General features: G+C 57.5%; 13 protein-coding genes. 11 read left to right on the top strand and 2 right to left on the bottom strand.

The window, feature by feature from the left end:
• Window position 1: 1 nt before the first annotated feature.
• The gene (locus NIZ92_RS16815; RefSeq protein WP_060185327.1) at window positions 2-808 is read right to left on the bottom strand and encodes a thiazole synthase; all 807 of its coding nucleotides are present in this window, start codon (window positions 806-808) and stop codon (window positions 2-4) included.
• A gap of 595 nt (window positions 809-1,403) precedes the next feature.
• Between NIZ92_RS16815 and NIZ92_RS16810 the strand changes: the two genes are divergently transcribed.
• From NIZ92_RS16810 to NIZ92_RS16760, 11 genes are all read left to right on the top strand, one after another.
• Entirely contained in the window at window positions 1,404-1,745 is a 342-nt protein-coding gene (locus NIZ92_RS16810; RefSeq protein WP_052159301.1) for a hypothetical protein, read from the top strand.
• Between the two features lie 110 nt (window positions 1,746-1,855).
• Window positions 1,856-2,194 carry a hypothetical protein gene (locus NIZ92_RS16805; protein WP_179136473.1) on the top strand — a complete coding sequence of 113 codons (339 nt, stop codon included), beginning with the start codon at window positions 1,856-1,858 and terminating at the stop codon, window positions 2,192-2,194.
• The gene (locus NIZ92_RS16800) at window positions 2,191-3,129 is read left to right on the top strand and encodes a CorA family divalent cation transporter (RefSeq protein ID WP_009458707.1); all 939 of its coding nucleotides are present in this window, start codon (window positions 2,191-2,193) and stop codon (window positions 3,127-3,129) included. Before NIZ92_RS16805 ends, NIZ92_RS16800 begins: the two co-directional genes overlap by 4 nt.
• A gap of 43 nt (window positions 3,130-3,172) precedes the next feature.
• Window positions 3,173-3,472, top strand: a complete 300-nt coding sequence (locus tag NIZ92_RS16795) for a hypothetical protein (RefSeq protein WP_009458709.1) — start codon at window positions 3,173-3,175, stop codon at window positions 3,470-3,472.
• A gap of 3 nt (window positions 3,473-3,475) precedes the next feature.
• Window positions 3,476-4,429 carry a CorA family divalent cation transporter gene (locus tag NIZ92_RS16790; protein ID WP_009458711.1) on the top strand — a complete coding sequence of 318 codons (954 nt, stop codon included), beginning with the start codon at window positions 3,476-3,478 and terminating at the stop codon, window positions 4,427-4,429.
• Complete coding sequence (locus NIZ92_RS16785; protein ID WP_254002298.1) at window positions 4,426-5,328, top strand: CorA family divalent cation transporter; 903 nt, start codon at window positions 4,426-4,428, stop codon at window positions 5,326-5,328. Before NIZ92_RS16790 ends, NIZ92_RS16785 begins: the two co-directional genes overlap by 4 nt.
• A 145-nt stretch (window positions 5,329-5,473) precedes the next feature.
• A complete protein-coding gene (locus NIZ92_RS16780) occupies window positions 5,474-7,192 on the top strand; it encodes a porin (RefSeq protein WP_254002297.1) in 1,719 nt (572 codons plus the stop codon).
• Between the two features lie 388 nt (window positions 7,193-7,580).
• Complete coding sequence (locus tag NIZ92_RS16775; RefSeq protein WP_035270349.1) at window positions 7,581-7,898, top strand: hypothetical protein; 318 nt, start codon at window positions 7,581-7,583, stop codon at window positions 7,896-7,898.
• A gap of 280 nt (window positions 7,899-8,178) precedes the next feature.
• Window positions 8,179-8,691, top strand: coding sequence for a sigma-70 family RNA polymerase sigma factor (locus NIZ92_RS16770; protein WP_254002296.1), 513 nt, complete (start codon window positions 8,179-8,181; stop codon window positions 8,689-8,691).
• 5 nt (window positions 8,692-8,696) lie between these two features.
• The gene (locus NIZ92_RS16765; protein ID WP_254002295.1) at window positions 8,697-9,674 is read left to right on the top strand and encodes a FecR domain-containing protein; all 978 of its coding nucleotides are present in this window, start codon (window positions 8,697-8,699) and stop codon (window positions 9,672-9,674) included.
• Window positions 9,675-9,737: 63 nt separating this feature from the next.
• Window positions 9,738-12,161, top strand: coding sequence for a TonB-dependent receptor (locus NIZ92_RS16760; RefSeq protein ID WP_254002294.1), 2,424 nt, complete (start codon window positions 9,738-9,740; stop codon window positions 12,159-12,161).
• Window positions 12,162-12,179: 18 nt separating this feature from the next.
• Here the strand turns inward: NIZ92_RS16760 and NIZ92_RS16755 are convergent, their stop codons facing one another.
• Entirely contained in the window at window positions 12,180-13,163 is a 984-nt protein-coding gene (locus NIZ92_RS16755; protein ID WP_254002293.1) for an ABC transporter substrate-binding protein, read from the bottom strand.
• Window positions 13,164-13,333 lie beyond the last annotated feature (170 nt).

Below are 13,333 nucleotides of genomic sequence, written 5' to 3'. Positions count from 1 at the left end.
ATCAGGTACGGGAGTGAATCAGCCCTTCGGTGGGGGAGCTGGGGTCGGCATCGTAGTATTTGCGGGGCACACGGCCAGCCAGATAAGCCTGACGACCGGCTTGTACAGCCAGGTTCATGGCGCTGGCCATCATCACAGGCTGGCGGGCACCGGCAATCGCGGTGTTCATCAGGACACCATCACAGCCCAGTTCCATGGCAATAGCCGCATCCGAGGCTGTACCGACACCGGCATCGACCAGCACAGGCACCTTGCTCTGATCGATGATCAGGCGCAGGTTCCAGGGGTTGATGATGCCCATGCCCGAACCGATCAGGGAGGCCAAGGGCATGATGGCTACACAGCCAATCTCTTCCAGCATACGGGCCTGGATAGGATCGTCGGCGCAATACACCATCACATCAAAGCCTTCATCCACCAGGGTTTTGGCGGCTTTCAAGGTTTCGGGCATATTGGGGAACAGATTGCCGGAGTCGCCCAGCACTTCCAGTTTGACCAGTTTGTGGCCGTCCAGCAGTTCGCGGGCCAGACGCAAGGTACGCACGGCGTCCTCGGCGGTATAGCAACCCGCGGTGTTGGGCAGCAGGGTGTATTTGGAGGGGGGCAGGTAATCGAGCAGATTGGGCTCGTTGGCGTTCTGGCCGATATTGGTGCGGCGAATGGCCACCGTCACAATTTCAGCGCCACTGGCTTCAATAGCCTGACGAGTTTCATCAAAATCTTTGTATTTACCGGTGCCTACCAATAGCCGGGATTGGTAGCTGGTTCCGGCCAGGATAAAGGGATCGTTGTTCACTGTTTGGGTCATGGTGGTGCTTTGTTGCGCATCCGTCTTTGTTGACGGATAAAGAATTGGTTTTTTGCTGGGCAAACATTGCAAGAATAATCCATTTGGCCGGTGCCCGCAGGAAAACCCGTATGCCGACTTGCTGGTGTGCGGTAGGGATTTGGCTCGGGCAGGGGGCTGGCCACGGATGCGAGCCCGATTGGCCTGTGGCTGTGGCAAATATATACCTTGGCATATTCGCCTTATGTTTAAGGCCATGCGCAAGGCCCCAATGCAGGCTGGCCCTGCCAGAGTTGCGATGCGAAAATTCTGTTGTTCCTCAAGAACGGGATTTTTCTTGAGGGATCCGTAGATTTCATCCGTTCTTTCTGTTTTATCGCTCGGACACAAGCCTCAGGTGCTGATGTACCTGGGGCTTGAGTTCGATTGGCATTGTTTGATTGTTAAAGGAGCACGTTCTTGGGCCCTGACCCTGAATCTGAAAGACGCACATTTGCGTTGCGCCCCGCGTTTCATGTCCGCATGAAACCCCATTGCGAATTGAGCACCGGCTCCAGGTTCCTCACGGTCTAAGACGTGTGGGGCGCTTCTGTGGCCGTGTGCCCAGGAGAATCTCATGCTGTTTTCCCGCCCTCACGATAGCTTGCAGCGCGCTTTGCGTATGGCTGTCGCCACTTACCGTCCTGTCGCCGTGTGCGACTTGCTGGCCTCGCACGGCACCTTGGCTTTTGCCCAGGCCTTGCCCGAGCTTTCGGCTCGTGTCCGCGCCGATGTTCTGGCCATGCTTCCCGCGTTTGATCGCAGTCAGGTCTACAACGCCATGCATACCGGCGTGCGAGTAGGGCATTTGGGTCGCCGCCGCACTCATGGCCCGTCGCCCAGCCTGTTCACCCTGTTCCCGCACCGCTACGGCACGCAGGACTGGCTGCGTGAGTATCGCCAGCCCCAGCGCTCTTGAGCACTGGACCCTACCCCTTTTCTGTTCAACCTGTCACAGCAGACCAGCCCATGCGGGGTTCGCACCGTCATGGACGGCTGCTGTGGCTTTCATTAACCCAAAAGAGTGCTATGCCACAAACCATTCCCTCTTCCTTGAGCAGCAAACCGTATCAGGACAACTCGCTGGCCGCCCAGGTCTGGACCCGCTCGGCGCGTCGCCCCAGTGTTGCACCGCTCAAGGGTCGCAAGCGTTGGTCGCGCTACGAACGTCTGTCCTTTTCCATGCTGCTGTCTTCGTGGGGCATTTTGATTGTGGTGGTGAGCTGGCTGTTTTTCAGCAACTCGCACCTGGAAACCCGGACCAGTTCTACCTCCGGCTCGCATTCCAGCTTTTACATGGGTACCACGACGCCGTCGCCCGATGCGTCCAGCACCCAAGAGACCCGTTCTGATGGAGATCAACAATGACGGACCAAGGTAAAACGCCGCCGCTCTTTGGCAACGACGGCCAGCCCAATAACTGGATGCGCATCAGCATCCATGCCACTGAGCAGATCAGTGGCCTTCGTAAAAAGCTGGGCGTGGAAATTCCACAGACCTTGCAGAACAGTCCCACACAGGAAGGCCCCTTCAGCTTTGTGCCTGTGACGTTTCTGAACGTGGACAAGGGTCAGAAGAAAGCCAGCCGTGTGGTGTTCATCCTGAGCCGCGAAGCCTTGGTGTCCATTGAACCTGATCCCAGCCCCAAGCCACTGGCCCAGGCCCTGCAGCGCTTGCAGCGTGATGGTCGCGAGAACGATGCCTTTGAAAGCTTTGCGGTGATTTTGCAATCCATTAACGATGCCACCGATGAACTGCTGGACTCCCTGAGCCACGATCTGGGCAAGGTGCTGACTCAGACCAACGCCGTGCTCAACAGCCTGGAAACCAAGGACCGGGACTTTGGCGTCAGTGATGTGGTCTCCACCCAGATGGATTTGAGCGAAGTAGAAGAACTCTTGTCCGACTGCCTGGAAAGCCAATTGCAGCTGGCCATGGCTGCTCGTCATGCCCTGGCGCGTTTACCCGCAGATCAGGAAAAACTGAAGCCTGTTTTTCATACCCTGATCGACGACATCGAGGCCGTGGAAAAGCAGGTGAACTTTGTGCACGACCGCGTCCGCCTTTTGCAGACCACCAACAATATGGCGCTGAACGTGAAGCAGAACCAGATTGTGAAAGTGTTCTCGGTGGTGACCGCCGTGTTCCTGCCCGCCATGCTGATTTCAACCTACTACAGCATGAACTTTGCCTATATGCCGATTCTGCAATGGGAGCACGCCGAGATAGTGGGGATTATTTCCACCGCCTTGTTCTCCATGTTGCCGCTGATCTATGTGAAACACCGGGGCTGGCTGCGCTAGAGCGCGCTGCCTTTGATACTTAAATGAATGGGAAGAATTTCGTATGTTGAACACACTGAAAAGCAGTACCGAGGTGGCAACGGCAGGCTCGGATAAATTACGCGGACTGGTTTGGAATGAAGACTTGAGCCTGCAGTCGGACTCCAACGCGGCCGTCCAGCAGCGCCGTCAGGCCATTGACCGGGCGCGTGCCAACCGCCCACGCACCGCGCATATCGAGCGCGAAATCATGATTGCGGTGGTGGTGCTGTACATCCTGATTCTGGGCAGTTTTGCCGGTCTGCATTTGTATGGCCACTACATGGTTTCCCCGGAAGCGGAACAGGTACAAAGCGAGGACTAAGCCATGACTGAAAAAAAACAGGGGGGCGCGGTGGTGTCCAGCCTGAGCGACAAGCGCGGGCAAAAAACGGCATGGTTGCAGCTGTCGGCCAGCCGGCACGATGAACTGGCCGAGGCGCAAGCCAAACTGGGCCTGGACCTGAGCGTCAAACGGGGCCGTGCTGCCGCGGAAGAAGCGGGCTTTATTCTGATTCCCGTGGAGATGGTGATACGTCAGGGCCAGCAGTACCGCGAAACTAGCCTGCTGTTCGCCTTGAGCAAGGACCGCCTGATCAGCGTGGAGCAGGACGTGCGGGTTGATACCTTGGAGCGAGTCAGCCAGCAGTTGAACGCCATGGCAGAGGCCGGACAAGCTGCGCCCAGCCCCGCGTCAATTCTGTTCATGATCCTGCAGGCTCTGAACGACCAGGCTCGTGCCACGATTTCCGATATTGCCGGGCGTCTGGACGAGCGCAGCGATACGGTGGCGGCAGCCAGTGGCGGCTTTGATACCTCCGGCCGTCAGGCCGGGGTAGCGGATATTGCCAGTACCGCTATCGGCCTGGGTGAGGCCGAGGAACTGGTCGCCAAAACCGTGGAAGGGCAATTGATGCTGGCTCGCGCAGGCCGTTGGCTGCGTCGTACGCCCGGTGGCGAAAGCGCAGAGAACCTGTCCATGTTGCTCTCCGACATTCAAAGCTTGCGTCGCTATGCCCGCTTTCAGCACGACAAGATCCGCAACTTGCAGCAGTCCTTGATGACCACGCTGGATTTGAAGCAGAACCAGGTGATCAAGGTCTTTACAGTGGTTACTGCAGTGTTCTTGCCGCCTACGCTGATCGCGGCGTTTTACGGCCAGAACTTTGCCAATATGCCCGAGCTGGAAATTATCGGTGGCGAGTGGCTGGTCATGGGCATGACCGCCGTATTTGCCTTGGCTCCCTTGGCCTATGTAAAGCGTAAAGGGTGGATGCGATGACGGCCCGTTTCAAGGATATGGCTTCCTGGCGGCGCTTGCAGGCCCCTGACCGTCAGGCGCTGGAAGATCTGGGCAAGTTGTATCGCGTGGATTTGCTGCCACAAGCCCAGGCCAGCCTGGGGATGGCCACACGCATACGCTGTGTGCGAGTGAGTGACGAACAGATGCAGGTGTCTGACCTGATCTGGTGTTTGGGGCAGGACGATCAGCCTTTGTATACCGTGGAAACTGGCCATCGTCTGCTGCGTCCCGGCCAGGCTCTGGAGCGCTTGAGTGCCCAGGAAATGTCCTTGGCCAGCTCCCATGCCCTGGCTTTGACTTTGCTGTATCAATTGCTGGCGCAGACCTCGCAAGTGCTGGACCGTATTGATCAGGGCCTGAGTGTCTCGACCCTGTCCTTGCGCGGCTTTCTGTCCAATGTCGGCACGGACTATTCGCGCGGTGCCGAGGACATGATTGATCTGGACAGCCATATGGCAACCCTGCACAAACCGCTGTCTCATGTGATGCATTCCATTGACGATCTGGAGCAGGCCGCACAACGCTTGCGCCGCTGGGTGTATCAGGAAAAAAGCCTGGAGTTGAGCCGAGTGGACGAGCTGATTGCCGCCATTGAAGGCATGCAGCGCCGTGCGCATTTCGTCATTGAACGCCAGCGTTTTCATTGGCGTGCCGCCGGAGAGTCCGTGGCCATGAGCGACCTGAACGTGACCAAGGTCTTTACGGTGCTGTGGGCCTTGCTGGTGCCCGGTACAGCCTTGATCAACTGGTACGGTCAGAACTTCCATGTCATGCCCGAGTTATCTTGGGAGGGCACCATGTGGGTGCAGTTGGTGACCGTGTTGGTGTTGACGGCGGTACCGATCTGGACAATCAAGAAATCGGGCGCGTTGCGTTAAGGGGGAGTGCTGTGTGCTGGCACGGTTAGGCGCTAACTCCTATCCGAATCAATTAGCGATTTTTGTCTTTCCACTGCGACGGTAAACACATCCCTAACCTTTCAGAGCGGGGTGGCCGTCCCTGCACCAATGTGTAGAGGTATCCATGAATGCAAGCCGGTTTTTCCATCCCGATCACAGCGCCGTCGTACACCAGAGCCCGGTGCGTCTGGTACGCCGTGCCCACTGTGCGCTGAGCTACTACGCCACCCGCAGCGTGCCACAAGTGTTGCAAGCCTTGAGTACCCAGCGCCATGGCCTGGCCTTTGATGAAGTGTTGCGCCGTCTTATACAGAACGGCCCCAATCAGGTACGGGTACTGCGTTCCAGCCCCGCTGATCTGACCCAAGTGGTCCAGACCATGAAAAAACAAACCTGTCAGGTGCGCCGCGATTTGACCATGTACGATCTGGCACGGGATCACCAGTCCCGCGTGCCGGCTCGTATGCTCGTGACTGGCGATATCGTGCTGTTGTCTGCCGGTGATTACGTGCCGGCGGATCTGCGCTTGATCCATCAGGATCACCTGATTCTGAACCGCGCCATTTTGCAGGCCGCACCCGATACTTGCGCCATGGGCGACCGGGTTGTGGCCGGGACCGCACAAGGTGTGGTGGTGGCGACGGGTAATCAAACCTTGTTAGGAGTTCTGATGCGTGAACCTGTTCCTGTGGCCTGTGGCTGGCGTCGTGTGCTGGAGTGCAGTCCTTTTCAATTGAGCAAAGCCGCTTCTTTGGCAGCTGGCGTGGCCCTGTTTGGTCTTGCAGGAGCGCTGATGATGCCCAGCCACAGCCATGCTGAAACCTCGGTGCAGCTCTATGGCACTTTGGATGCCGGTTTGGGTTGGACTCGCGTGAGCGGTGAAGGCTCGCAGCGCGACGTATTAAGCGGTGGGCAGACGGACTCGCTGTGGGGGATTCGCGGCCATGAGGATCTGGGCGATGGGCTGCGCGCCACCTTCAATCTGGAAAGCGGTATTGATCTGGCCACAGGCCGGGCCGAGGATTCCGAGCGTCTGTTCAACTATCAGGCCTGGCTGGGTCTGGGCAGTGATAACTGGGGCGAGCTGCGTTTTGGACGCCTGTACACCGTGGGCCAGGAATTTGTCTCTGCCATTGAAGTGGGTTCCTGGAAAGACTTTGGTATGGGCGCTTTGATGCGTGCTTCGGACAACTACCAGATCTCCAATCAGTTCAGCTGGCGCAGCCCGGAATGGGCGGGTATGCAGTTAGGCGCCAGCTATAGCGCGGATGTGGGCGAGCAGGGCCTGGGAGGGTCTCGCAGCAAACTCTATAGCCTCGCTTTGCGCTACGAGGACGGCCCCTGGCTGTTGGGGGCCAGTTACGAGAGCTTGAGTCGTGTCGAGTCCCATCGTCCTACGGCCTGGCAATTGGGTGCGAGCTATGACTTTGAGGTAGCCCGTCTTGCAGCTGGCTGGAGCCGTCAGAGCAATGGCTTTGTGGGCCTGAATGGTGATGATGGTCCTGCCCATCTGCAAGACAAGGGCTTGGAAGGCTTGGGCCCGGCGGAGTTCATCAACGGTGGCCGACTGGACACCTGGTATGTGGGCACGGCGATTCCTGTAGGCAAGGGCGAGTTCCAGCTGCAATGGTCTTTGGGCCGTCCGAACTGGACATGGGAGGATACCGATGAGCGCGCACGTCGCATTCAGGTGATGTCTGTGGGCTATGTGCATGCCTTGTCGCCCCGAACCAGCGTCTATGCCTTTGCGGCTCAAGGACGTCGCTTTGATATGGAAACGGCAGCCAGTGCCAGCGAACCGCGTAGCAGCCGTGTGGCTTTGGGTGTGACGCATCACTTCTAATGAAATGGCCGGTTTCCTGCACCTGAGTCCGTGTTCTCACTGGCCCTGGCGCAGGAAGGTCGGGCAGGGCTGAGTGCTTGTGGGGACGGCTCAGGGGACATATCCCTAAGTATAAATTTGATGTCTGCAAGGCGATGGAACGTGTGCCAATGCCTGGCAGACAAGCCCACACTCAGATGCGAAAATACTGTTGGTGCAAAAACCGTTGCACCTTCTTTTTTAACTACTCACGTTTAAAAGTAAATGGACCCTGATCCTTCTTTATGGCTTTGTTCCTGTAAAGGACAAGCCTCCTTAATGACCAGTCAATTGGACACTGGACCACAAAGCGGGCCCCTCTGATGAGGTGAGCACTCTTTCTGGACCCCTGTGTCCGAAGGAGAATGCTATGTTCCGCCTCAACCTGTTTCGTTCCACCCCACACAACAACGCTCTGCAAGACGCTCTGCGCCTGGCCGCATCACGCCAGCGTCAAGGCTACCTGCTGGAGCTGCTGCAAACCCACGGTGCTCGCGAGTTTGCTTACGCACTCAACGACCTGTCCGGTCGCACCATCGAAAACGCACTGTCCACACTGCCCACCGTGGAGCGCAGCCAAGTCCTCAAGCATCTGTCCCGTCGTGCCAAAGCCCGTCTGAACGATGTAGAAGGCTTTCGCTACCAGCCCACTCATGCCGTGCTGACACTGCCTTCTTTTGTGATGTAAGAGCTTGGCAGATGCCCCTGACATTCGGGGCGTAACCCGGCGCCGCGGCAATGATCTGTGCAGAGATCTTTGGGCGGGCATGGCTTTATAGCTATGCCCGCCTTTTTGATTGCAGCCTGAACGCACTTCTTTTTTTTACGGCCCTGCAGGGCGAACAGTTGTTTTCATCGATGATCTGTCGTGAGCAGACGACGCTTGCGACGCTCGCAATCAGAATCCCCGTCTTTTCATGTCATAATTTTGGAATGAGAATGATTATTGATTAGTTTAATCAGGGTCTATGGACTATCCGTCAGCGCCCATAGGGATGGGAGATTTCTATCAAGATCACCGTAGCTGGTTGTTGCGGTGGTTGCGCGCGCGTCTGCATTGCAGCTTTACGGCGGAAGATCTGGTTCAGGACACCTTTGTGCGTCTGCTGTTGGCCCCCTCTACCGTTCATCATTTACGTCATCCTCGTGCGTTTTTGGCTGCCACGGCCAGAAGGCTGTTAATTGATCGCAGCCGACGCATGGCGGTTGAGCAAGCCTATCTGGAAGCCTTGGAGGCGACCTTGGCCGAAGGGGCGCAAGCACCCTCGGCAGAGCAGTGCGCCCAAACCCTGGAGGCGCTGGCCTTGTTGGCTCAGGCTTTGGACGAGTTGTCCGCGCGGGCTCGCATGGTGTTCCTGAGCTGCTATCTGGATGGGGAAACGCAATCAAGCGTGGCCAAGAGCTTGGGGGTTAGCGAACGCACTGTGCGTAATGATCTGGTGCAGGCTTTGCTCCATGTTCAGACCTTGATTCCAGCTTGAGCCCCATGTCCAACGAGGAGATAGAGCGACAGGCCGCCCAATGGGTTGTGCTCTTGTCTGATCCCGAACAATTCACCGAACAGGCCCAAGCCGAATTCATGGCCTGGCGTGCGCAGGACCCGCGTCACGAAGCGGCGGCCGCAGGTATGGAAGCGGTCTTGGGCAGAGTCAGAAAACTGGCGGTACAGGCCAATACCACCCCTGGCCGTAGTGCGCTGGATGCAGGATTGTCGGCGCGTCCCAAGCTGTTGCGTGATTGGCGTCAGGGCATGATGCTGCTGCTCTGGGCTGTGGTGTTTATCTTGCCGATTCTGGCCTTTGTATTGCCCTGGTCCAATCAGTCCGTACAGACCGCTGCCGGAGAATGGCGCATTGTGGTGCTGGAGGATGGCACTCGTTTGGAGTTGGCCGGAGCATCACAGGTCAAGATTTTGTATAGCAAGCAGTACCGGGATATTGAGCTGCTGGAAGGGCAGGTCCGGGTGGTGGTGGCCAAGCAGCCGGATCGACCCTTGCGGGTCTTGAGCAGCCAGGCGGTATCGCAAGCCTTGGGAACTGAATTTATTGTGCAGGAACAGCCGCAAGGCACGCTGTTGACGGTACTGTCGTCTCGGGTGCTGGCTTATCCGCGCCCCCAGGGCCCGCAAGCCGCTCGCGAGTTGGGGCCCGGCGATCAGGTACAAATTAATGCGCAAGGCCTGGGGGCGAACCGCCAGACCGATGTAAGCCGTGTCATACGCACTTGGGATCAGCGGCAGTTGCTTCTGGAACATGTGCCTTTGACGCAGGCTCTGGAGCAGATCACCCGCCAGTACCCCGGCAAAACACAGATCAATCCGCAAGGTATGGAAGGTTTGACGGTCAGCGCTGTCTTGCCTGCCGACAAGCCCTTGTCGGCTCTGACTTTGCTAAAGGACTTGTATCCCCGATTGCAGGTGCAGAACCTGTCAGACCAAGGATTGATGATTAATTTCAGGCCTTGATTGCCGCTTTTTTGAGCTCGTGCGTCTTTAACAGATAGACCTTGCCAAAGAAGGAGAGATTTCATGGTCCCGAAGAATGCGCCACCTTTGGCGCTTGTGAAGACGCCGTTCATGCCCAATACCTGCCGCCGCCTGCTGGGCTTGGCCTTTGTAGGGGCCTTGATGCTGAGCGTGGCGCCGGCCTCGGCCCAGACGACCCAAGCCTACGCGCTGGAGGCCGGGGATCTGGCCAGCCGCTTGAGCCAGTTCGCTCAACAGGCCGGGGTAGCGCTGGTGATGGATTCCTCCCGATTGCAGGGTTTACGCGCTCCGCGCTTGCAGGGGCAGTATTCGGTGCAGGATGGCTTTGCCGCCTTGCTGGCTGGGCAGCCGTTTCAGGTGCAAAGCCGGGATCAGGGCTATGTCTTGATTTCCTTGCCCGATAGCGACACCTTGGCGGACGACGCCAGTGTGCAGTCTTTGGCCAGTATTGAAGTGCGTCGCAATGCGCTGGGCGACATTACCGAAGGTTCAGGCACGTATGCAGCGGGCACGATTGCCACGGCAACCCGCTTGCGTCTGACTCCGCGTCAGACGCCGCAGGCCATCAGCGTGACTACACGCAAGAAGATGGACGACTTCAACCTGACCAGTATTGATGACGTGGTGCGCCATACGCCGGGCGTCAGCATCATTACTTACGATAGCGAGCGTACCGCCTACGAGGCCCGTGGCTTCGATATCAAGAACTTCCAGTACGACGGTATCCCCACCTTGCGGGATTCGCCTTACTCCGCCGGTAACACGTTAAGCGATATGGCGATTTATGACCGTGTTGAAGTCTTGAAAGGGGCCTCTGGTCTGTTGACCGGCAGTGGCAACCCCGGTGCCACGATCAATATGATTCGCAAAAAACCGACGCAAGAGTTTCAGGGCCATGCCAGTGCGGGCGCGGGTACGTGGGACAACTATCGCGGTGAAGTGGACTTCTCCGGTCCTTTGAATGAGACAGGGTCTATACGTGGCCGTATGGTCGGTGCCTATCAGGACAAGAAAAGCCAGCTGGACCACTACCAACGTCAGACTTTGGTGCTGTACGGCATTATGGAAGCCGACCTGACTCCAGACACCCGCCTGACGCTGGGGGCGGATTTGCAGGATAACGACCCCAAAGGCTCGACCTGGGGCGGCATCCCGATTTATGACGCGCAAGGCAACTTCAACGATATGGACCGTTCTTTTAATAACGGTACGCGCTGGAGTCGCTGGAACCAGTACACCCGTTCGGCCTTTGCCACTTTGGAGCATGAGTTCGACAGTGGCTGGATGGCCAAGGTGCAGCTCAATCACCTGATCAACGGTTATGACTCCGAATTGGCGGCGGTGGCGGCTGGCAATCCCGATCCTTTGACGGGCAAAGGCACCTCCTTATGGTCCGGGCGCTACGTGGGCAAGACGGTCTCGAATACAGCGGACTTCTATGCGACCGGCCCCTTTGAACTGTTCGGACGCGAGCATGAGTTGGTGGTTGGAGGCGGCGTATCGCGTCGTCGCTGGACCAATGCGTCTTACGGTGAAAACAGTAATACCGATGTCTCGAATTACTACCAATGGGATGGTCGCTGGCCGCGCATGAACTGGAAGCACCTGGGCGATGATCGTGAAGTGACACGAGAAAATGGTTTGTACGTCAGCACGCGCCTGAACCTGCGTGATGACTTGAAGCTGCTGCTGGGTACACGCTATGCCAACTACAACAAGCTGGATATGCGCGAGACAGGTGTATGGGTGCCTTACTTTGGGGCTGTGTATGACCTGAACGACAACTTCTCGGTCTATGCCAGCTACACCAATATCTTCCAGCCCCAAGATTTGCAAGACGAGGGCGGTCGTACTCTGGATCCCTTGCGAGGCGATAACTACGAGGTCGGTGTCAAAGGCGAATTCATGGGCGGCCGTTTGACGTCCAGCCTGGCTTACTTCCAGCTGCGTCAGGATAACTTTGGCAAGGAAACGGGGGGGCGCACACCGTCGGGGGGTATCGCTTATGAGGCCACTCAAGGTGTGCGTACTCATGGCGTAGAGCTGGAAGTGGCCGGTCAGTTAACGCCGCAATGGCAGATGCATGCAGGCTATGCCTACAAGCTGTCGCGCCGCGATGGTGAAAAGGTGTCGACCCTATCGCCTGAGCACCAGTTCAACATCTATACCACCTACGATTTCGAGGGCGACTTGAATGGCCTGACCTTGGGCGGCGGTGCACGTTGGCAAAGCAAGACCTGGGGCGATGTCAGTCGACCTGGATCGCCGGGTAAGGTGCGGCATACGGTCTCGGGGTACTGGCTGGTAGATGCGATGGCGCGCTATCGCTTCAACAAAAATTTGTCGGCCACTTTTACCGTCAATAACTTGTTCGACAAGCGCTATTACTCCATGTTCTCCTGGTACAGCACCTATACCTGGGGCGAACCGCGCAACATGATGCTGGCGGTGAAGTATCAGTTCTAAGCCGAAGTAGAAAACCGCTCAGGATACCTGGGCTCGATAGCGATCCAGTTGCTCGCATAGTTCGCGAGTAGCCTCTATCAGCCTGGGGCCGGGGCGGTACAGCGCATCCGGGTTCAGGTTCAGCAAGGCGTGGGGACTTAGCCCCAGATGCTTTTCCCAGAACAGGTGGCGGGCGCGTAGTTGGGCCGGATCACGGTAGGCCATGATGACCACTTGCGGGCGCTTGTGCAGCACGTCTTCCAGACTGATGGTGGGGGCGACGGCAGCATGGCGAGCGTAGATGTTTTGCGCTTTGCAGGTGGTCAGCACATCTTGAATCAATGGATCGCGCGCCAAGGTGTACAAAGGCTCGGAGCCGATTTCCAGAAACACGCTGACCGTCTCGCCCAAGCGGCTGTTCTGGCGCAGGGCGGCAATCTGATTGTCCAGCAAAGCAGCCATCGGCACGGCCACCTCCGCCGTATCCAGGCTGTCTCCTGCCAGACGGACAAAGGCGGGAATATCGTCCAGTTTTTCAGGGGCGGCAAAGATCAGGCTGATATGGGTTTGCTGTAGCTGGCGCTGTAATTCAGGGCCGATCTGGTTGGCTTGCCAGGCCCAGACCTGATCAGGCTTTAGCTCCAGCAGCCGTTCCGGGTTTACGCGCAAGGCGTCCCCAATGCGGGGCAAATCCTTGGCGGCAGGCGGGTAGTCACTGGAACTGTCTACGGCGATCAAGTGCTCTTGGGCACCGGCGGCAAACAGAATTTCAGTGATGTGAGGGGCCAGACTAATCGCGCGGGCTGGAGCGACAGTTTGTGGGGGTTGGACTGCTTGCCCTGTCGCGGCTTTTTGTATTGTTTTATCTTGCTGCTTGCTCTGTACTTCTTGAGTGCTTTGCTTTGTGCGTGTCTGTGTCTGTGTCTGTGTCTGTGTCTGTGTCTGTGTCTGTGTCTGTGTCTCGGGCTGTGCTTGAGTCTGCGCCTGTGACAGCAGCGGGTCTTGCTCCTGCGCTTGCGTCAAGATGGGCAATCCCAAAAGCAGGGCGAACAGGCAAAGCAAACCCCATAGCCCCAATCCGCTCCAGACAGAGCGCTTTGAGTGCTGAAGACGACAAGTCGCAGGCAAAGAGGGCATCGTGCGCCTTTAAGTAAATGGCGCGGCTCTTGTGCAGATCCGCGCCAAAATCAAGC

Source organism: Alcaligenes sp. 1735tsa3 (assembly GCF_024134565.1).
Classification (GTDB): domain Bacteria; phylum Pseudomonadota; class Gammaproteobacteria; order Burkholderiales; family Burkholderiaceae_B; genus Alcaligenes; species Alcaligenes phenolicus.
Note: the sequence above shows the minus strand (reverse complement) of the source record. Positions and strands in the feature narration are given on the sequence as shown.